The 20,302-nt window shown below is 40.1% G+C and carries 20 protein-coding genes; 18 read left to right on the top strand and 2 right to left on the bottom strand.

Annotated features, from left to right (window positions below; translation table 11 throughout):
* The 15 genes from ACXM0J_RS16995 to ACXM0J_RS16925 form a co-directional block, all read left to right on the top strand.
* The coding region (locus ACXM0J_RS16995) for an acetyl-CoA C-acyltransferase (RefSeq protein ID WP_304457339.1) at window positions 1-724 on the top strand (724 nt) is incomplete at its 5' end.
* A gap of 2 nt (window positions 725-726) precedes the next feature.
* On the top strand, window positions 727-2,082 hold the full coding sequence (locus ACXM0J_RS16990) for a 3-carboxy-cis,cis-muconate cycloisomerase (protein WP_086265688.1): 1,356 nt from the start codon (window positions 727-729) through the stop codon (window positions 2,080-2,082).
* A complete protein-coding gene (pcaD, locus tag ACXM0J_RS16985) occupies window positions 2,079-2,864 on the top strand; it encodes a 3-oxoadipate enol-lactonase (RefSeq protein WP_086265687.1) in 786 nt (261 codons plus the stop codon). The genes ACXM0J_RS16990 and pcaD overlap by 4 nt, the downstream gene beginning before the upstream one ends.
* 42 nt (window positions 2,865-2,906) lie before the next feature.
* Window positions 2,907-4,262 (top strand): 4-hydroxybenzoate transporter PcaK, encoded by a 1,356-nt coding sequence (gene pcaK, locus ACXM0J_RS16980; RefSeq protein ID WP_032006318.1) that lies wholly within the window; start codon window positions 2,907-2,909, stop codon window positions 4,260-4,262.
* 15 nt (window positions 4,263-4,277) lie between these two features.
* Entirely contained in the window at window positions 4,278-4,691 is a 414-nt protein-coding gene (pcaC, locus tag ACXM0J_RS16975) for a 4-carboxymuconolactone decarboxylase (protein ID WP_086265686.1), read from the top strand.
* Window positions 4,692-4,701: 10 nt separating this feature from the next.
* Window positions 4,702-5,427: a protocatechuate 3,4-dioxygenase subunit beta gene (gene pcaH / locus ACXM0J_RS16970; RefSeq protein WP_086265685.1), complete on the top strand. Its 726-nt coding sequence runs from the start codon at window positions 4,702-4,704 to the stop codon at window positions 5,425-5,427.
* A 14-nt stretch (window positions 5,428-5,441) separates the two neighbouring features.
* Window positions 5,442-6,071 (top strand): protocatechuate 3,4-dioxygenase subunit alpha, encoded by a 630-nt coding sequence (gene pcaG / locus ACXM0J_RS16965; protein ID WP_002121089.1) that lies wholly within the window; start codon window positions 5,442-5,444, stop codon window positions 6,069-6,071.
* Between the two features lie 69 nt (window positions 6,072-6,140).
* Window positions 6,141-6,968, top strand: a complete 828-nt coding sequence (aroD, locus tag ACXM0J_RS16960; protein ID WP_086265692.1) for a type I 3-dehydroquinate dehydratase — start codon at window positions 6,141-6,143, stop codon at window positions 6,966-6,968.
* A gap of 19 nt (window positions 6,969-6,987) precedes the next feature.
* Entirely contained in the window at window positions 6,988-8,439 is a 1,452-nt protein-coding gene (locus tag ACXM0J_RS16955; RefSeq protein ID WP_086265684.1) for a right-handed parallel beta-helix repeat-containing protein, read from the top strand.
* Between the two features lie 65 nt (window positions 8,440-8,504).
* On the top strand, window positions 8,505-9,824 hold the full coding sequence (locus ACXM0J_RS16950; protein ID WP_086265683.1) for a carbohydrate porin: 1,320 nt from the start codon (window positions 8,505-8,507) through the stop codon (window positions 9,822-9,824).
* An 82-nt stretch (window positions 9,825-9,906) separates the two neighbouring features.
* Window positions 9,907-12,336: a glucose/quinate/shikimate family membrane-bound PQQ-dependent dehydrogenase gene (locus tag ACXM0J_RS16945; RefSeq protein ID WP_086265682.1), complete on the top strand. Its 2,430-nt coding sequence runs from the start codon at window positions 9,907-9,909 to the stop codon at window positions 12,334-12,336.
* Window positions 12,337-12,957: 621 nt separating this feature from the next.
* A complete protein-coding gene (locus ACXM0J_RS16940; protein WP_080759698.1) occupies window positions 12,958-13,416 on the top strand; it encodes a DUF6438 domain-containing protein in 459 nt (152 codons plus the stop codon).
* Window positions 13,417-13,551: 135 nt separating this feature from the next.
* Complete coding sequence (locus ACXM0J_RS16935) at window positions 13,552-13,965, top strand: YeeE/YedE family protein (RefSeq protein WP_086265681.1); 414 nt, start codon at window positions 13,552-13,554, stop codon at window positions 13,963-13,965.
* Window positions 13,966-13,969: 4 nt separating this feature from the next.
* Entirely contained in the window at window positions 13,970-14,383 is a 414-nt protein-coding gene (locus ACXM0J_RS16930; RefSeq protein ID WP_086265680.1) for a DUF6691 family protein, read from the top strand.
* Window positions 14,384-14,387: 4 nt separating this feature from the next.
* Window positions 14,388-15,254, top strand: coding sequence for an MBL fold metallo-hydrolase (locus ACXM0J_RS16925; protein ID WP_086265679.1), 867 nt, complete (start codon window positions 14,388-14,390; stop codon window positions 15,252-15,254).
* A gap of 94 nt (window positions 15,255-15,348) precedes the next feature.
* On the opposite strand, the gene pcaU is transcribed toward ACXM0J_RS16925, so the two are convergent.
* Entirely contained in the window at window positions 15,349-16,161 is an 813-nt protein-coding gene (gene pcaU, locus ACXM0J_RS16920) for an IclR family transcriptional regulator PcaU (RefSeq protein ID WP_086265678.1), read from the bottom strand.
* A 42-nt stretch (window positions 16,162-16,203) separates the two neighbouring features.
* Entirely contained in the window at window positions 16,204-17,124 is a 921-nt protein-coding gene (locus ACXM0J_RS16915; protein WP_017481013.1) for a LysR family transcriptional regulator, read from the bottom strand.
* Window positions 17,125-17,213: 89 nt separating this feature from the next.
* On the opposite strand from ACXM0J_RS16915, the gene ACXM0J_RS16910 reads away from it, so the two are divergent.
* The 3 genes from ACXM0J_RS16910 to ACXM0J_RS16900 are packed head-to-tail and all read left to right on the top strand — an operon-like array spanning window position 17,214 to window position 20,289.
* Complete coding sequence (locus ACXM0J_RS16910; RefSeq protein ID WP_086265677.1) at window positions 17,214-18,455, top strand: acyl-CoA dehydrogenase family protein; 1,242 nt, start codon at window positions 17,214-17,216, stop codon at window positions 18,453-18,455.
* 17 nt (window positions 18,456-18,472) lie between these two features.
* The gene (locus ACXM0J_RS16905; protein ID WP_086265676.1) at window positions 18,473-19,594 is read left to right on the top strand and encodes a phosphotransferase family protein; all 1,122 of its coding nucleotides are present in this window, start codon (window positions 18,473-18,475) and stop codon (window positions 19,592-19,594) included.
* On the top strand, window positions 19,591-20,289 hold the full coding sequence (locus tag ACXM0J_RS16900) for a histidine phosphatase family protein (RefSeq protein ID WP_086265675.1): 699 nt from the start codon (window positions 19,591-19,593) through the stop codon (window positions 20,287-20,289). Before ACXM0J_RS16905 ends, ACXM0J_RS16900 begins: the two co-directional genes overlap by 4 nt.
* Window positions 20,290-20,302: the final 13 nt, after the last annotated feature.

Raw genomic sequence — 20,302 nt, 5'->3', positions numbered from 1 at the left:
CACCATGCCCCAGACTGCCGAAAACGTCGCTGAACAGTTTAACGTCAATCGTGCAGATCAGGACCAGTTTGCCTTGGTGAGCCAACAACGCACCGCAAGCGCGCAAGCCAAAGGCTTTTTTTCTAAAGAAATCGTGGCAGTTGAAGTCCCTCAGCGTAAGGGTGATGCTGTTGTGATTGATACCGATGAACATCCTCGTGCATCAACCACCCTTGAAGGTTTGAGCAAACTTAAACCTGTGGTTAAAGCAGATGGCACGGTCACTGCGGGTAATGCTTCAGGCATTAACGATGGTGCAGCAGCTCTACTGATTGCTTCTGATGAGGCAGTTCAAGCTTACAACTTAAAACCACGTGCCAAAATCATTGCTTCAACAGCAGTGGGTGTAGAACCACGTATTATGGGCTTTGCTCCAGCACCAGCGATTAAGAAATTACTTAAACAAGCCAACCTGACTTTAGATCAGATGGATGTGATTGAGCTTAACGAAGCGTTTGCTGCACAGGCTTTGGCCGTGACCCGTGATTTAGGTTTACCAGATGATTCTGACAAGGTAAATCCAAATGGTGGTGCAATTGCATTAGGTCATCCACTTGGTGCATCAGGTGCACGCTTAGTCACGACAGCCTTAAACCAGCTTGAACAGACAGGTGGTCGTTATGCGTTGTGTTCAATGTGTATTGGTGTGGGCCAAGGCATTGCTTTGATTATTGAGAGAGTCTAATCATGAGCCAGTTATATGCCAGCTTGTTTTACCAAAAAGACGTCACTGACATCTTTAGTGACTCATCTTTAATCACATACATGATTGAGGTTGAAGTTGCGTTAGCTCAAGCACAGGCACAAGTTGGTGTGATTCCTCAAAATGCGGCTAATAGCATTGCCCAAGTTGCTGAGCAGGCATTAGACAAGTTTGATTTTTCCGCTTTGGCTGTAGCAACAGGCTTAGCTGGTAATATCGCAATTCCATTTGTAAAGCAGCTTACGGCAATTGTTAAAGATGTTGATGAAGATGCTTCGCGTTATGTGCATTGGGGTGCAACGAGTCAGGATATTTTAGACACAGCTTGTATTTTGCAATGTCGTGATGCGTTGAACATTGTGGAAGCTCAACTTCAACAATGCTATGCGACTGCATTACAGCAAGCCAAGCAATATCGCCATCAAGTCATGATTGGGCGTACATGGTTACAGCAAGCTTTACCCATTACTTTGGGGCATAAACTTGCTCGTTGGGCTTCTGCATTTAAACGTGATTTAGACCGTATTCAAGCTATGAAGTCACGTGTACTGACTGCTCAGTTAGGTGGTGCTGTGGGTTCATTAGCTTCTTTGCAAGATCAAGGTTCACTTGTGGTTAATGCATTTGCGAAGCAACTGAATCTGACTGTACCGACAAGCACATGGCATGGTGAGCGTGATCGTATTGTAGAAATTGCAAGTGTGCTTGGCATGATTGTCGGGAATACGGGCAAGATGGCACGGGATTGGTCACTCATGATGCAAACTGAAATTGCAGAGTTGTTTGAGCCAACCGCCAAGGGGCGTGGTGGTTCATCAACCATGCCTCATAAGCGTAATCCAGTTGCGGCGGCATCCGTATTAGCCGCGGCGAATCGTGTACCGGCACTTATGTCTAGCATCTATCAAAGTATGGTGCAGGAACATGAGCGTAGCTTAGGTGCATGGCATGCAGAATGGTTAGCAGTTCCAGAAATCTTTCAGCTTTGTGCTGGAGCATTAAGTCGTACTGGTGAAGTCTTACAAGGTTTTGAAGTTAATGCTCAGCATATGCAACAGAATCTTGAATGTACGAATGGATTGATTATGGCAGAAGCTGTAATGATGGCACTTGCTCCTAAAATTGGACGTTTAAATGCTCATCATTTAGTTGAAGCTGCATGTAAAACAGCGGTAGCACAAAACCAGCATTTGTTTAATGTTGTTAGCCAACTAGAAGAAGTGAAAGGACAGTTTAGCCAAGCAGAAATACGGGATATTTTCAAACCGGAAAACTATTTGGGCAATATTCAGCAACAGATTGATGCAGTTTTGCAAGAAGCACAAGGAGAGTCAAAGTGAATCAGACTATTAGCAATCGCCAAGGAAAACAGCTAGCTGTTTATATTGACGGTTTAAAAGATGCTCCTGTGCTTGTGTTCTCTAATTCATTAGGCACAGACCATGGTATGTGGCAGTCACAGGTAAGTGAATTAAAAAGTCATTTTAATGTCATTACATACGACACACGTGGTCATGGTGAAAGTGGTGTAATTAGTGACACCACATTGCAAAACTTAGCTGAAGATGTGGTTGATATTTTAGATGCCTTGAGTGTTGAAAAAGCTCATTTTTGTGGCATTTCAATGGGTGGAATTACTGGGCTTTGGTTGGGTATTCATCATCCAGAGCGCTTTTTAAGTATTACTGTTGCGAACTCGGCAGCCAAAATTGGTCAGGCGGAGGCTTGGTTGAGTCGTGCTGACTCGGTAGAACAAAATGGTTTAGCTGAGTTAGTTAAAACCACGCATACCCGCTGGTTCAGTGAAAAATTCGACTATCAACATAATGTTGTTGCGCAGACGACGATTCAAAGTCTTGCAAACACACCAGCACAAGGTTATGCAAATGCATGTCGTGCTTTAGCGTATGCCGATTTAAGAGATGAAATCGCACAAATCCAAATTCCGGTATTGCTCATTGCAGGAACGGCAGATCCAGTGACAACAGTAGCGGATGCTGAGTTTATGCAGAATGCTATTAAGAACAGTCAAGTTGCTAAATTGGAAGCATCTCATCTTTCTAATATTGAGCAACCGCAAAGATTTACTCAGGAATTGACTAGGTTTATTCAGCAAATCTAATAGCTTAGTAGTTTAAAAGGAATTGGCCTTAAGGAGGCAAATATGGCGTCTCAGGATTACGCTGCACCAAATAAAAGTATCGATGCTCAAGCATTAATTAATGATGCTCCACTCAGTAAGTATCAATGGATGATTGCAATCATCTGTTTCTTAATTATTTTTACTGATGGTATCGATACTGCTGCAATGGGTTTTATCGCTCCAGCTTTGGCTCAAGATTGGGGTGTTGATCGCTCTCAGTTAGGCCCAGTGATGAGTGCTGCACTTGGTGGAATGATTATTGGAGCTTTGGTTTCTGGCCCAACAGCTGACCGTTTTGGTCGAAAAATCGTTTTAGCTTTTTCGATGCTTGTATTTGGTGGTTTTACTTTAGCATCTGCTTATGCAACCAACTTAGATAGTCTTGTCGTTTTACGCTTTTTGACAGGTATTGGTTTGGGTGCAGCTATGCCAAATGCCACTACATTATTTTCTGAATACTGCCCAACACGCATTCGTTCATTACTCGTGACCTGTATGTTCTGTGGTTACAACTTAGGTATGGCAACAGGTGGTTTTATCAGTAGTTGGCTGATCCCGACTTATGGTTGGCACAGTCTGTTTTTACTTGGCGGCTGGTCACCTTTGATCTTAATGATTTTAGTGATTTTAGTTTTACCTGAGTCTTACCGCTTTTTAATTGTAAAAGGTAAGAACCCAGAGAAAGTACGCAAAATCTTAAATCATATTGCACCAGCTCAGATCCAAAATGCGACTGCATTTCACGTACCTGAAGAGAAAACCGAGACAGCTCAAAAGAAAAATGTCTTTGGAATTATGTTTTCTAAACCATATGCAAAAGGAACACTTTTGCTTTGGTTGACCTATTTCATGGGGCTCGTGGTTGTTTACTTGCTTACAAGCTGGTTACCAACGCTTATGCGTGAAACAGGTGCCTCAATGGAGCGTGCTGCATTTATCGGTGGATTGTTCCAGTTTGGTGGTGTGGTAAGTGCTTTGTTTATTGGTTGGGCGATGGACAAATTCAACCCGAACCGAGTGATTGCTATTTTCTACTTTGCTGCAGGTCTATTTGCGATTGCTGTTGGTCAAAGCTTAGGAAATTCAACATTACTTGCAGTATTGGTGCTTTGTGCGGGTATCGCAATTAACGGTGCGCAATCTTCAATGCCTGCGTTAAGCGCTCGTTTCTATCCAACGCAGTGCCGTGCAACTGGCGTGTCTTGGATGACTGGTATTGGACGCTTCGGTGCGGTATTTGGTGCTTGGATTGGTGCTGTACTACTCGGCAATGATTGGTCGTTTACCGCCATTCTTAGTTTATTACTAATTCCAGCGACTGCTGCGGCTGTTGCTGTATTTGTTAAATCAATTGTTGCGCATACCGATGCAACTTAATAGAGGTCTATCACAATGAATGATGAACAACGCTATAAACAAGGCATTGAGGTGCGGACTGAAGTTTTGGGCGAAAAGCATGTTGGTCGGTCTTTGCAGAACTTAAATGACTTTAACCAAGATTTTCAAAATTTTATTAGCCGTTACGCATGGGGTGAGGTGTGGTCTCGTCCGGGCTTACCGCGTCATACACGTAGTTTAGTCACTATCGCAATTTTATTGGCGCTTGGTCGTGAAGACGAACTACGCATGCATTTACGTGCTTGCTTTAACAATGGCGTAACTAAAGAAGATTTAAAAGAGCTGATCTTACATAGTTCACTCTATGCAGGTTTACCTGCTGCAAATGCTGCAATGCATATGACTGAAGAAGTCTTTAAAGAGTTGGGGATAGAGGTAAACCCAATTGCAGCGAAAGAACAGGATTAAGGAGATAAAGATGTCACAACATAGCTGGGGTGCTTACGCCCAACGTAATACAGATGACCATCCACCAGCGTATACGCCAGGTTATAAAACAAGTGTATTACGTTCGCCAAAAAATGCATTGATCTCAATTAATGAGACTTTAACTGAAGTTACTGCACCGCATTTTTCTTCAAATCTGTTTGGCTCAAAAGATAACGATTTGATTTTGAACTATGCCAAAGATGGTTTACCAATTGGTGAGCGTGTCATTGTCCATGGCTATGTTCGTGACCAATTTGGTCGTCCTGTAAAAAATGCACTTCTAGAAGTATGGCAAGCCAATGCTTCTGGTCGTTACCGTCATCCAAACGACAAGTTTATTGGTGCAATGGATCCTAACTTTGGTGGTTGTGGTCGTACCTTAACTGATGAAAACGGTTTTTATATTTTCCGTACCATTAAACCGGGTCCGTACCCATGGCGTAACCGCATTAATGAATGGCGTCCTGCACATATTCATTTTTCTTTAATTGCTGATGGTTGGGCTCAGCGCCTGATTTCGCAGTTTTATTTTGAAGGCGATACGCTCATTGATACTTGTCCGATCTTAAAAACGATTCCTTCTGAAGATCAACGTCGTGCATTGATTGCACTAGAAGATAAAAACAACTTTATCGAAGCTGATAGCCGTTGTTACCGTTTTGACATCACTTTACGTGGCCGTCGAGCGACTTACTTCGAAAACGAATTGACTTAATCGGGAGCACGAGCATGAATAACTGGAATTTTCAGGAACTAAAAGAAACTCCATCTCAAACAGGTGGTCCTTATGTTCACATTGGCCTATTGCCACAACAAGCAAATATTGAAGTGTTCGAAAACAACTTTAATAACCAGTTAGTACAAGACCAAACCAAAGGCGAGCGTATTCGTCTTGAAGGCCAAGTGTTTGACGGATTGGGTTTACCGCTGCGCGACGTGCTGATCGAAATTTGGCAGGCCGATGCGAACGGTATTTATCCAAGTCAGGCAGATACGCGTGAGCAAAAAGCTGATCCGGCCTTTCAAGGTTGGGGCCGTACAGGTGCCGATTTTGAAACAGGCGTTTGGAGTTTCAATACGATTAAACCGGGCGCGACAGCAGGCCGTAAAGGTTCAACTCAAGCACCTCATATTGCATTAGTCATTTTCGCTCGCGGTATTAACTTAGGTCTTCATACACGTGTTTATTTTGACGATGAAGCTGAGGCAAATGCTAACGACCCAATTCTAAATAGCATTGAATGGGCACCACGTCGCCAAACACTTATTGCAAAACGTTTTGAAGAAAATGGTGAAGTTGTTTACCGCTTTGATATTCGCATTCAAGGCGATGACGAAACTGTATTTTTTGATATTTAAGAAACACTTAAGGCTACACCTGATTATTCAAGGATGCGTGTAGCCTTTTTAAGGATGAACGATATGAACATGAAAACATTATTAAGCCTCAGTTTGCTTGCACTCCCATTTTTTACAGCACAGGTGAATGCTGAACCTGTTGCTTTAGCCGCTCAAACACAACCTGCCGCTACAGCCGTTAAAACGATTGTTCCGATTACCGCAAAAACTAAAGAACAAGCATTGGCACAAGCTCAAGTTATTGCAAATACAGCAGATGCTGATTTGGCAGAGTTTCGTATCGATTTACTCAGTTTTGCGAGAGATACAAAACAAGTGATTGCTTTGGGGCATGAGTTAAAAAAGATTTTAGGCAATAAGCCAATGATCGCCACAATTCGTACCAAAAACGAGGGTGGCCAGCTTGAAATTAGTGATGTGGATTATGGTAAGACTTATCAGGCTTACTTAAAGAATCCGTTCATGGACTGGTTAGATGTTGAAATGTTCCGTGATCAAAAAGTAGTTTCAGACATTGTTCAAAAAGCACATCAAAAGAAAGTGCTCGTTGTCATGTCTAATCATGACTTCCAAAAAACACCAAGCCAAGATGAAATTGAAAAACGCTTGTTAAAACAAGATCAAATGGGCGCAGATATTCTCAAAATTGCTGTAATGCCTAAATCTAAACAAGACGTTTTCACCTTAATGAACGCAACTTTAAAGGTAAGCCAGCAAACCACTAAACCTTTATTGACGATGTCAATGGGACAATTAGGTACGATTTCTCGTGTTGCGACTGCCAACATGGGCGGAAGTTATAGCTTTGGCATGATTGGTCAGGCTTCTGCACCGGGTCAAATTGATGTGACCAAGCTCAAACAGATTTTACAAACCGTTCAACCAACAAACCCATAAATCATAAGGATATGATGAAATGAATACATTACGTTTAACTACTCTTGCATTAGGTTTGATGGTTTCAGGAATAGCTGCGGCTCAAACTTATGTGGTTGATCGTTATCAAGACGATAGCAATAAAGGCTCTTTACGCTGGGCCATTGAACAAGCCAATGCAAACCCAAGCGAAGCTAGCGACATTTTGATTCAAGCAGTAGGCAAAGCACCTTATGCAATTAAATTAAACAGCGCACTTCCTGAAATTAAAGCTCCAGTTAAAATCATTGGTACACAGTGGGATAAAACTGGTGAATACATCGCGATAGATGGTTCAAACTATATTAAAGGCGAAGGGGCGAAAGCTTGCCCAGGTGCAAACCCTGGGCAGTATGGCACCAATGTACGTACTATGACTTTACCGGGGTTAGTACTACGTGACGTCAACAACGTTACTTTAAAAGGTTTAGACATCCATCGCTTCTGTATTGGTGTATTGATTAACCGCTCGAGTAATAACCTGATTCAACATAACCGTATTAGTAATAACTACGGCGGTGCTGGTGTCATGCTTACTGGTGATGATGGTCAAGGTAACCCAACCGCAACCACCACCAATAACAACAAAGTTTTAGACAATATTTTCCAAGACAATGGTGATGGTCTAGAGCTGACACGTGGTGCTGCGTTTAACTTAATTGCGAATAACCATTTTGTTTCAACCAAAGCAAACCCAGAACCATCACAAGGTATTGAAATTTTGTGGGGTAATGATAATGCGGTAGTTGGTAATAAATTCGAAAACTATTCAGATGGCTTACAGATCAACTGGGGTAAGCGTAACTATATTGCCTACAACGAAATGACCAATAACTCGATTGGTTTCAACATGACGGGTGATGGCAATATTCTTGATAGCAATAAAGTACATGGTAATCGTATTGGTGTAGCCATCCGTTCTGAAAAAGATGCAAATGCAAAAATTACATTGACTAAAAACCTGATTTGGGACAATGGTAAAGATATTAAACGCTGTGAAGCGGGTGGTTCATGTGTACCAGATCAGCGTTTGGGTGCAATTGTATTTGCTGTGCCTGCACTTGAGCATGCCGGATTTGTAGGTTCTCGTGGTGGCGGTGTGGTTGTTGACCCATCTAAACAACAAAAAACATGTACTCAGCCAAATGAACAAGGCTGTAATGCTCAACCTAATCAGGGTATTAAAGCTCCTAAATTAACTGCAAATAAAGGTTCAGTTGCTGTAGAAGTCAATGGCTTGCCAAATCAACGCTATCAAGTTGAATTTTTTGGTAATCAAAATGCGTCATCAAAAGAAGCTGAGCAATATTTAGGAGCAATAACTGTTGCTACAGATGCACAAGGGATCGCAAAAGCGAATTGGAAGCCGACTGTAAAAGTTGCCTCAATTACAGCGAATATTACTGATCGTTTTGGCGCAACTTCTGAGCTTGGTTTTACAAGTGTTAAATAACAATAAGGAAAGCGCCTCATATGAGGCGCAGCATAGAAATATAGAAATGATAAAAGGGACTTGAAATGCCAAATTTAATGAAATTGAGTGTTTTAACGCTCGCTGTATTAGGTAGCCAATTTGCGCTCGCGAATGAGCCTTGGTCACAAGACCGTCAATGGTTGCTAGGTGACTGGAATGGAAAACGCCAGCAATTAGAGCAGCAGGGCTATAAATTTACAGCTTCTATTATGAGCCAAAGTGCTACAAATTTAGATGGTGGTTACAACGACAGCAATACTTTTGAAAATGCTGCACAACTTTCTTTAGGTGCAAACCTAGATTTAGAAAAAATTGCTGGATGGAAAGATACAACAGCGAGCCTAGTCGTGACCAAACGTGACGGAAATGCGCTTACTTTGGAGCGTATTAAAGACCCACGTTCTAGCCAATTGGGCAATGCTCAAGAAATTTATGGTCGCGGTAAAATCTGGCGTCTGTCTCAAGCATGGGTGAAAAAGGGCTTTGTTGATAATACTGTACAGGTCAAATTTGGTCGTATGGGAATGTCAGAGGACTTTAATAGTTCTCAATGTGAATTTCAGAACTTATTGCTCTGCGGTGGGCAGTTAGGAAAATCAATCGGTTCAATTTGGTATAACTCACCAGTAGGTGTTTGGGCGACAAACGTTAAATATCAGTTTGCGCCTGAATGGACTTTGGGATTGGGTGTGTATGAGGTCAATCCAGACAACATTAAAACCGAATCAAATAGTGATGGTTTTAATCTGGATATGAACAATGTGAAGGGCGCCTCCATACCAGTTGAACTTGCATGGAAACCAAAACTTGCTGTCTTTAATGGCTTGCCGGGTGAATATAAAGTAGGTGCACTGTATTCAACCGCCGAAGCAAATGATATTAAAACTGCCGGTAAAGTGCATGACGGGAAACAAAGTTTCTGGATTAATGCACAACAACAACTGACGAATAAAGGCGAAGATCCGAAACGCGGTTTATATGTAAGTTTTAATGGCGTTGTAAATGATAAGGCAACGACTTTTGTTCAAAGTACGCAACAACTTGCTCTTTGGTATAAGGGGCCATTTGATAGCCGTCCAAATGATTCGATTGGTTTTGGTATAGCCAATTATGTAGTTAATGACCGTGCTAAAGATAAACAGATCGCAACAAATGAAAGTCGTGGATATTACAGCTATGATCCGTTTGCATCTGACTATATTCCAATTCAAGACGACGAGCTAAATGTCGAGTTGAACTATACCTATCAATGGTCTCCGGCCGTCATGTTACGTCCAAACATTCAATATATTCATCAACCTGCTGGTGTAAAAGAAGTTGATGATGCTTGGGTGGCTGGTCTTAGTGTGAAAGTCAATTTTTAACAATATTGATGGCTGGTTAGACATAGTTTAACTGGCCCAAATGCTTGAACTATTCGGGTTCAGTATATGTGGAGTAGGATCTATGTCTGAGTCAGATTCTAAGTTTCATATCTTATTCAAAATATGGTGTTTTATATTAGGTCTAGTTTTATTGGCTACTGGTGTTTTTTATATCGTAGGTGGTGGAAAACTAGTATCACTCGGCGGTTCTTGGTATTTCCTTATCTCAGGACTGTTTATAACCATTTCGGCAATTAGTATTTTCCGTAAAAAAGCACTGGGTGTCTGGATTTTTGCGGCTGTTTTTGTTGGTACCGTAATTTGGTCATTTGTTGATGCTGGATGGGAATTTTGGCCGTTATTTTCGCGCTTAATGTTTCCTGCTGGTCTTTTTGCTGCCTTGCTATTTACTTTGCCTTCAATTCGACGTTACCAATTTCAAACGAGCTTGGCATCTTCATCCTATGCGGTAGGTGGATTAGTTGTTGTAGGTATGTTGATTGCGCTCTATCAAATGTTCCAACCGCATCCAACAGTAGCAAGTTCAGGTGAAAAACTACCTCTAGTACCAGTTGATCCTGCAAAAAAACAGGTAAATTGGGAAAATTATGGTAATGATGCAGGTGGTAGCCGCTTTGTTGCTCTCGATCAAATTAACCGAGATAACGTTCATAAATTAAAAGAAGCTTGGCGCTTTAGAACGGGCGACTTTACAACGGGTAGCGGTAATGGGGCTGAAGACCAAATGACCCCGCTACAAGTGGGAAATAAAGTGTTTTTATGTACACCACATAACAACATTTTTGCCATAGATGCCGACTCGGGCAAACAACTCTGGAAAGCTGAGGTGAACTCTACAGCCGATGCTTGGGAACGTTGCCGTGGTGTTGCATACTTTGATTCAACAAAACCGCTTGTACAACCAACTTTAGCTGGTGCAAATGCAGTAACTGCGGTTGCAACCAATACGGTATGTCCACGCCGTATATATACCAATACACCTGATGGTCGTTTAATTGCAGTGAATGCAGATAACGGTCAGCGCTGTGCTGATTTTGGTGTAAATGGAACGGTTGATTTGCTAGAAGGTCTTGGTGCTGGAACAAAAGCTCCGCGTTTTGAAGTGACTTCTGCACCGACTATTGCTGGAACAACCATTGTGGTGGGTAGTCGTATTGCCGACAACGTGGCCGCAGATATGCCGGGTGGTGTTATCCGTGGTTATGACGTGATTACGGGTAAACTTCGCTGGGCATTTGACCCGCGTAATCCAAACCCGAACTATGTTCTTAAACCGGGTGAAACCTATAAACGTAGTTCTGCAAACTCATGGGCTGCAATGTCATATGATCCACAAATGAATACGGTGTTCTTACCTATGGGTAGTTCATCTGTCGACATTTGGGGTGGTAACCGTAATCCATTAGATCACAAATACAATACTTCTGTGTTAGCACTTGATGCGACAACAGGTAAAGAGAAGTGGGTATATCAAACTGTTCATAACGATTTATGGGACTTTGACTTACCAATGCAACCGAGTTTGGTTGACTTCCCATTAAAAGATGGTACGACTAAACCAGCTGTTGTCATTGGAACCAAATCAGGCCAATTCTTTGTTCTTGACCGAGTAACGGGTAAACCGCTGACTAAAGTAATTGAACAACAAGTTAAACCTGCCAATATTCCGGGTGAACAATACAGCTTAACTCAACCACGTTCTGTTGAAATGCCTCAAATTGGTAATCAGACTTTAACTGAGTCGGATATGTGGGGTGCAACGCCGTTCGATCAACTGATGTGTCGTATTAACTTCAAGTCAATGCGTTACGAAGGCCTATTTACTGCACCGGGTACTGATGTTTCATTAAGCTTCCCAGGTTCTTTAGGTGGTATGAACTGGGGTAGTATTGCTTTTGACCCGACTCATCGTTATATGTTCGTGAACGATATGCGCCTTGGCTTATGGATTCAATTGATGGAGCAAACTCCTGAAGATATTAAGATTCAGGCGAATGGTGGAGAGAAGGTAAATACAGGTATGGGTGCTGTACCAATGAAAGGTACACCATATAAAGTGAATAAAAACCGCTTTATGTCAGCACTAAGTATTCCTTGTCAAAAACCGCCATTTGGTACCATGACTGCGATTGATTTGAAAACTCGTCAGGTTGCATGGCAGGTACCATTAGGTACAGTAGAAGATACTGGGCCTATGGGAATTAAGATGGGCTTAAAAGCACCGATCGGTATGCCAACAATTGGCGGGCCGATGGCAACTCAAGGTGGTTTGGTTTTCTTTGCTGCTACACAAGATTACTACTTACGTGCATTTGATTCATCTACAGGTAAAGAACTGTGGAAATCACGCATGCCAGTAGGTAGCCAAGGAACACCTATAAGCTATGTTTCACCTAAAACAGGTAAACAGTATGTGGTTGTTACCGCAGGTGGAGCACGCCAATCACCTGATCATGGTGATTATGTGATCGCTTATAGTTTAGAACAATAATTAAGTTAGGCAAAAGAGAGTATTTCTCTTTTGCCTTTATATTTAATATATTTTTTGTATAAAACGATAAAAGTAATTTCTATATTTTTAACTAGATAGCTTTACCAAATAGTAAAAAAGTGCTTGATGTTGTTGCTAAACTTAAAATAGCTTTATGGTCATTTCATCCTGAACGCTAGATGTAGCTTAACTATTGATCAGTTTCTTAGGATGTTTTACCTATAAATAAAAGCTTAACTTTTATTAAGTTTTGTTTAACTTAACATTGTGAATTTTAATTAAAAATAAACATTATTGAGCTTTTAATCTTGTAAATCACGTTTTTTTTGTTGGAAAAACGAGCGTAAATATATACTTATATTATATTTATATAATTTATGGTGTTGCGCTAGAATGGTCGACGCAGGTTATTACTACCCAGTAATAATTTGTATTTCAGGAATTTAAGCTCTTATGGCTTAAGGCTCATCGCAAGATGGGCCTTTTTTTATATGTTTATATAAAATAGCCTAAGTAGAAATAAGGCCCAAGAAAATCACAAAAAATAGTGTTTAATGACAAGAAGTGTATGATTTGATAAATTAAAGCCACTTGATAATAATAGGTGATACGATGAGATTTTTGGTTCTTGCAACTTTATCTAGTTTAGCTTTGATGGGTTGTGCTTCTGTTCAGCAAGCACCGAATACACAAGAGACAATACGCTATGCTTCTAGCCCATGCTTTGGTGCATGTCCAATTTATTCGGTAGAAGTGGCGCCTACAGGGTTAATTCGTTTTGAAGGCAAGCAATATACAAAAACAGTTGGTGTTAAAGAGATTCAAGGTAGCGTAAAAGATTATCAAAAACTTGCAAAGGATTTAAAAACTTATCGTCCTGAGACAGGTACTCAATCGAAAACTGCTGGTTGTCAGCAAACAGCGACCGACATGTCTAGCTATTACATTACTTGGATTCAACCAAATGGTACTGAAACAAAATTAAGCCATTACACAGGTTGTATCTCTCCAGCAAATAATAGATTGAATAAAGTTATGGAAAAGTTACCTGAACAGTTAGGCATTAAAGATCTAATTTAATGATAAAAGCCCCAAAATCTTGGGGCTTTTTCTTGTTAAGAAGAATTATATACTTAAGAGTTTTATTTTAAGTATTTCTAAAAAAATCAGCGTATAATACATATTATAAAAACATATATTGTTGAGAGTGGTTATATGTCAAATATTGTCTATGCCTTTTTGGGTGGTTTATTACTAGGCATCGCAACGGTTGGGTATTTATATGTAAATGGCCGTATAGCCGGAATTAGTGGTTTGCTTGCTCAAGTCATCAATCCTACTAAAGACACCTTTAAGAGTTCGGCATTCTGGTTTATTGCGGGACTCGTGATTACACCTTTCATATATGGTTATTTTTATCAGCCTGAAATTGAAATCAAAGCTAACACATTTGCACTTATTCTAGCAGGTGTACTTGTAGGCTTTGGAACACGGTTAGGGTCGGGTTGTACAAGCGGTCATGGTATTTGTGGTATGAGCAGGTTATCAAAACGCTCGATGATTGCGACAGCAGTTTTTATGTTTGCTGGCATGTTAACGGTTTATATCATTCGTCATGTGTTGGGGTAATCTTATGAAAAATATTTTTGCTTTTTTATTTGGTAGCTTATTTTCATTGGGTTTAATGATCTCTGGCATGTCTAATCCAGAAAAGGTATTAGGTTTTCTAGATATCTTTGGGCAATGGGATATCAGCTTAATGTTTGTAATGTTGGGGGCTATTGCTGTGGCATTTATCCCTTTTCAAAAGGCTATAAAAAGCCCTAAAACACTCTTTAATGAACAAATTCAATTACCAACGAATACACAGATTGACCAAAGGTTAATTGTAGGCGCTTTTATTTTTGGTATAGGCTGGGGAATAGTAGGTATATGTCCAGCACCCGCTTTAACACTTATAGGATTAGGACATTTTGAAGCGCTTTATTTTATTGTCGCAATGTTATTAGGAATGTTTATTTATCGAATTTTAAATAAAGGAAATTAAGCCTATGCAACAACCTCTAGTAAAAGATTTTTTTGATGAAAATACTAATACTTTTAGCTATGTTGTCGCGGATTTAGCGACTCGTCAATGCGCTATTATTGATAGCGTGCTTGACTACGATCCCGCATCGGCCACTACAAAAACAACTCATGCTGATCTGATTATTGATTATATCTTGGCTCAAAACTTCAAAGTACAATGGATTTTAGAAACCCACGTACATGCCGACCATATGACTGCGGCTCAATATTTAAAATCTAAATTGGGCGGTACAATTGCAATTAGTCAAAAAATTTCAGTAGTACAAGAAACATTTTCTGCTATCTATAATTTTGATTTTAAGAAATTTAATGAAAATCAGCCTTTTGATTATTTATTTGAAGATTATGAACAATTCAAAATAGGGGAGATAGAAGCTTATAACATTCCTACACCAGGGCATACACCCGCTTGCTTAAGCTATGTGATCGCTGATGCTGTTTTTGTAGGTGATACTTTATTTATGCCCGATTATGGCTCGGCCAGATGCGACTTTCCTAAAGGTAGTGCTGCTGAGCTGTATGATTCGGTACAAAAACTTTATACACTTCCTGACCACATGCGCATGTTCTTATGCCATGACTATAAGCCCGAAGGCCGTGATGAATATATCTGTCAAACAGATATAAAAACTCAAAAGCAAAGCAATATTCATTTAAATCGACGAGTTTCCAAGGACTCATTCATCAAAATGCGTCAAGAAAGAGATGCTACTTTGGCAATGCCAAAATTAATTTTGCCTTCAATTCAAATTAATATGAATGGTGGAAATTTTCCGGAACCTGAAGCGAATGACATCCGTTATTTGAAAATCCCTTTCAATTACTTTTAGAAATAGCCTAAGCATTTATTCAGGAGCGTTCAATCTATTCAAATAGCCTAAGTAAATAATAAAATTGATCCTATCAAAATAGCCTAAGCAAGATTTAAAGAACTTGTCTTAAATCGCGCGCGGTTTCTTGCAATAGCGGCAGAATGTGTTGAACTAAATATTCTTCAGTTGTTTTCATGGTCGGAGAAACAATATTAAGAGCTGCAACCACTTTAAAGTCTTGCCCATAAATCGGTACGGCGAGCGCATGAACGCCTAATTCGTGTTCTTCACGCGAATAACACCAATCTTGTTCTCGAATTTCTTTTAATAACTCTAAAAATTTATCATTTTCCACATGCGTATATTTAGTTAGACGCTGAAGTGGATATTTTTGGAGCCAGTCTAATTGTTCTTCTTGGCTTAAATGTGCCAGCAAAATTTTACCCGCCGAGGTTGCATGTGCAGGTAAGCGGTTACCCAAGTGCAAACCATATGGATTTACACGGTCAGTTTGTTGGTGGGCAGCACTACGGGCAATGGTAATGGCTTCATAACCATCAAGTACCATCACCGAATAAATGAGAGAGGTTTGGTTAGTTAACAGATTTAATAAAGGCTGGGACACTTTCGGAAGCTGAGCTGCACCTAAATAAGCTCCTGAAAATTTGAGAACTTTTGGGGTTAAATAATAATAGTGGCCATCTGATTCAAGATATCCTAAATATTCTAATGTTAATAAATGACGTCTTGCTGCCGCTCGGGTGAGTCCAGTTTTTTCGGCTGCCATAGAAATGTTTAAACGATGTTGATTACTACTAAAGCTATCTAAAATCGCCATGCCTTTACCAATGCCAGCAATGTAATCTTCATGACGAATCGTTTTTTTGTTGTCCTGATTCTGGATTATACGTTCATCTTTACTCATTACTGATCCTTGTACGATAGAAGCTTAGTAGATCAATTTGCTTTACTGAAAAAGTTTAATAATTTCATGTCGCAAAAATTGATGCCTTAAATTATCCCTTAAATCTTCATGCCAAAACATACCCATTTTAATATTGGTTATCTCAAAAGGCAGAGAATGTAAGCGAATTGCAGCACTATAAGACAAATGCTGCAAAATCATTCGAGGCATAGTAAGTATTGCGTCGGCTTGAGCTCCCAAAACTTGTAACGCTGTTGAGTAGTTTTGACAGCGCATAAATACATTTCTTGAAATTTTTTGGTGTTGATTTAAATAAATATCTTCAAGTAAAGCGCCCGTACGGCGTGAGGAAACACCAATATGCCGACCACTGATGTAAGTAGATAAATCGACTTCTTTAAGTTGACTGCAAATGACGAACTCGTCTGTTACCAAATGATCAAAGATAATTTTGGGTGATAAATATTGTTCTAGGTCAATCACGAAATCGAGCTGCTGTGTCGCTAAGTCAGTCATAATATGTTTTCGATCTAGCTTCATGCTCACAAACTGCAAATCTAAATTAAGATTTTGAAAATGTTGAGCCAGTCTTGGAAGAATAATCGGCTCAATTTCATCATGCACGGCGATTTTTAAGTTTTTTAAGCTTATTGGATCGAACACATGCTTCTGCTGGCTAATATTTTGAATGGTTAAAAGTGCTTGCTTCACAGTTGGGTAAATCTGCTCAGCAAAAGGAGTGGCAGACATTTTATTGCCTACTCGTATAAATACATCATCTTCAAGTTGCTGACGTAAACGCTGCAAAGCATGACTTGCCGCTGACTGCGTAATATTAAGGCTACTTGCGGCATTCGAAATGCTTTTTTGTTCATAAATCGCGATAAAAAGCGGATATAAATTGATATCAATCCGGTGGAAAAAACTTAGGTCTAGGCCATGTAAGTTATGAATATTATTCATGAGGTATTATTTAATAAAATCATTTCATTCATATTAAGTTTCAAGTTATGTTGATGTAAAGACCAGATAATGATGTGAAGGAAAAAAGAATGTTTGAACTTTCAAAGAAAGCTCAAGATTTTGCTGAGCGAACAAGAAAATTTATTTTAGAAGAAATAGAACCTGTCGAAGCAAAATTTTGGGAAGAGGTTCATGAGTTAAATCCAGATGGAAACTGGAAAAAATGGCAGTGGCCTGAACTGTTAGAAACTCTGAAAACTAAAGCTAAACAAGCTGGTCTTTGGAATATGTTTTTACCCGATGAAAAGTTGGGTGCTGGGTTAACTGTTCAGCAATATGCGCATATTGCTGAATTGACTGGCCGCAGCTTATTGGCACCTACCGTTTTTAACTGTAATGCACCGGATACCGGAAATATGGAGGTGTTATGGCGCTATGGTAATGAACAGCAAAAACAACAATGGTTACAGCCTTTATTGGACGGAAAAATTCGCTCTGTTTTTTGTATGACTGAACCAGATGTTGCGTCAAGCGATGCAACCAATATGCAAGCGACTGCACTCATCGACGGTAATGAAATTGTTTTAAATGGCAAAAAATGGTGGTCGTCTGGTTTAGGTGATCCAAATGCTAAAGTCATTATTTTTATGGCGCATACCCCAGATGAAACCAAAGACCGCCACCATCAACACTCTATGGTTTTAGTACCGATTGATACGGCAGGTGTTGAAATTCAACGTATGTTACCTGTGTTTGGTGACTACGATGCACCGCATGGACACGGAGAAGTTCACTTTAATAATGTTCGAGTGCCTCTTGAAAACTTTATTGGTGGTGCGGGGCAAGGTTTTGAAATTGCCCAAGGTCGTCTAGGACCAGGGCGTATTCATCATTGCATGCGCTGTATCGGAGCTGCTGAAAAAGCGCTAGAACTCATGATTGATAGAGGCATGTCTAGAACGGCGTTTGGCAAAGAAATTTTAAAACTTGGTGGAAACCTCGAACGCGTAGCCGATGCACGGGTAGCCATAGATCAAGCTAGACTTTTAACCTTGTATGCTGCTTATAAAATGGATACTTTAGGAAATATGGCTGCTTTAACAGAAATATCTGCAATTAAAGTAGTCGCTCCAAGCGTTTTAGAAAAAGTAGTCGATATGGCGATTCAGCTACATGGTGGTGCAGGTGTTTCAAGAGATACGCCATTAACGGGTTTCTTTGCCCAAGCACGCAGTTTACGTTTAGCTGATGGTCCGGATGAAGTGCATAAAGGCATGATTGCCAAATTAGAGTTAGCCAAACGTGGTTATGGTCGTCATAAGAAAGTATAAGTTTAAAGGAAATAAATATGTCGGTAATTGATGTAGGCGGTGAAGTACGTGAAGGTGAAGAACTTGATATTGGGGCAGTTGAAAATTGGTTAAAGAACCAAGATGTTGAGCTGGTTGGTCCAGCAGTTGTTACTCAATATACGGGCGGTGCGTCGAATTGGACTTATCGTTTAAAATATGAAAATACCGATTTAATTTTACGACGTCCTCCTAAAGGAACAAAAGCGAAGTCGGCCCACGATATGGCCCGTGAATATATGGTGCAGAAAAACCTTGCACCGTATTATCCGGTGCTTCCTAAAATGGTGGCACTTTGTCAGGATGAGTCGGTCATTGGCTGTGATTTTTATGTCATGGAACGCATTGAAGGTATTATTCCTCGTGCAAAATTACCGCCTGAGCTTGGTTTTAATGAAGAAGATGTTCATCAACTTTGTGTAAACGTTATTGATAAGCTCATTGAGCTGCATCAAGTTCCATATGAGAACACCCCTTTAGCTGAACTAGGCAAAGGTACAGGATATTGCCGTAGACAAGTTGAAGGTTGGGATAAACGCTATGAAAAAGTCCGTACTATTAACGTTCCTTCATTTAAATATGTTCGAAAATGGCTAAACGATAATATCCCTCAAGACTCTACGACTTGTATTATTCACAATGATTGGCGTTTTGATAATGTGATTTTAGATCCAGAGCACCCAACAGAAGTGATTGGTGTGTTGGATTGGGAAATGGCGACTTTGGGTGATCCATTAATGGATTTGGGTAGCGCTTTGGCCTATTGGGTGGAACCTACGGATAATATGATTTTTAGATCGACGCGCCGTCAGCCTACTCATCTAAAGGGAATGTTCTCTCGTAAAGAAGTCGTTGAATATTATTTGCAAAAAACAGGTCTGGAGCCTCAAAACTGGGCTTTTTATGAAGTCTTCGGTGTATTCCGTTTAGCAGTGATTGCCCAGCAAATCTATTATCGCTATTACCATAAACAAACTCGAAATCCTGCTTTTAAAGATTTCTGGATTGTCATTCATGCGCTACATATTCGAGCTTTAAAACTTATCGCGCAACAAAAATTGCAAGAATCTGAATTTGCTCAGCAATCTCTACAGAAAATACAGGGTATTTTAAGAAAATGACCACAATTTATCTGGTAAGACATGGACAGGCATCATTTGGTAAAAGTAACTATGATGAACTGTCTGAAAATGGTGAGGCTCAAGCGACGTTATTAGGACAATATTTTAAGCAAATATTGAAAGAACAACCTTATGTGATTGCAGGAACCATGCAGCGTCATGAACAAACCGCACAACTTGCACTTAATGAATGCTTCCCAGATACAGTAATTCATCATAATAATTTATGGAATGAGTTTAACCACCAACAGGTTTTTGCACGTTATGAGCCACGTTTTGAACAGCCTGAGTTGTTAAAAGCTGACGTAGCGCAAGAACAGAATCCTCGTGCGTATCTAGCCAAAATATTTGAAGGCGCTATTGGACGATGGACAGATGGAGATTTTCATCATGAATATGATGAGTCTTGGCCACACTTTAAAGAAAGAGTCGAAACAGCATTGCAGCAACTTTGTGATGAGTTAGCAAAAACCAAACCTCGCTATGCAATTGTTTTTACATCTGGTGGTGTGATTTCTGTAGCAATCGGCAAATTGCTTGAACTTAGTCCCAATCGAACTTTTGCGTTGAATTGGGCAATTGCTAATACAAGTCTCACGACTTTGCGGTTGGTTGGAAATGAAGCTCAGGTTTTAAGTTTAAATGAACATCATTTTATAAAAGCTGAGCGTCCAGATTTACTGACATGGATTTAAAAATAAGGATAAA

The sequence above is a fragment of the Acinetobacter sp. GRABPA_MV_2 genome, from assembly GCF_056725885.1.
Note: the sequence above shows the minus strand (reverse complement) of the source record. Positions and strands in the feature narration are given on the sequence as shown.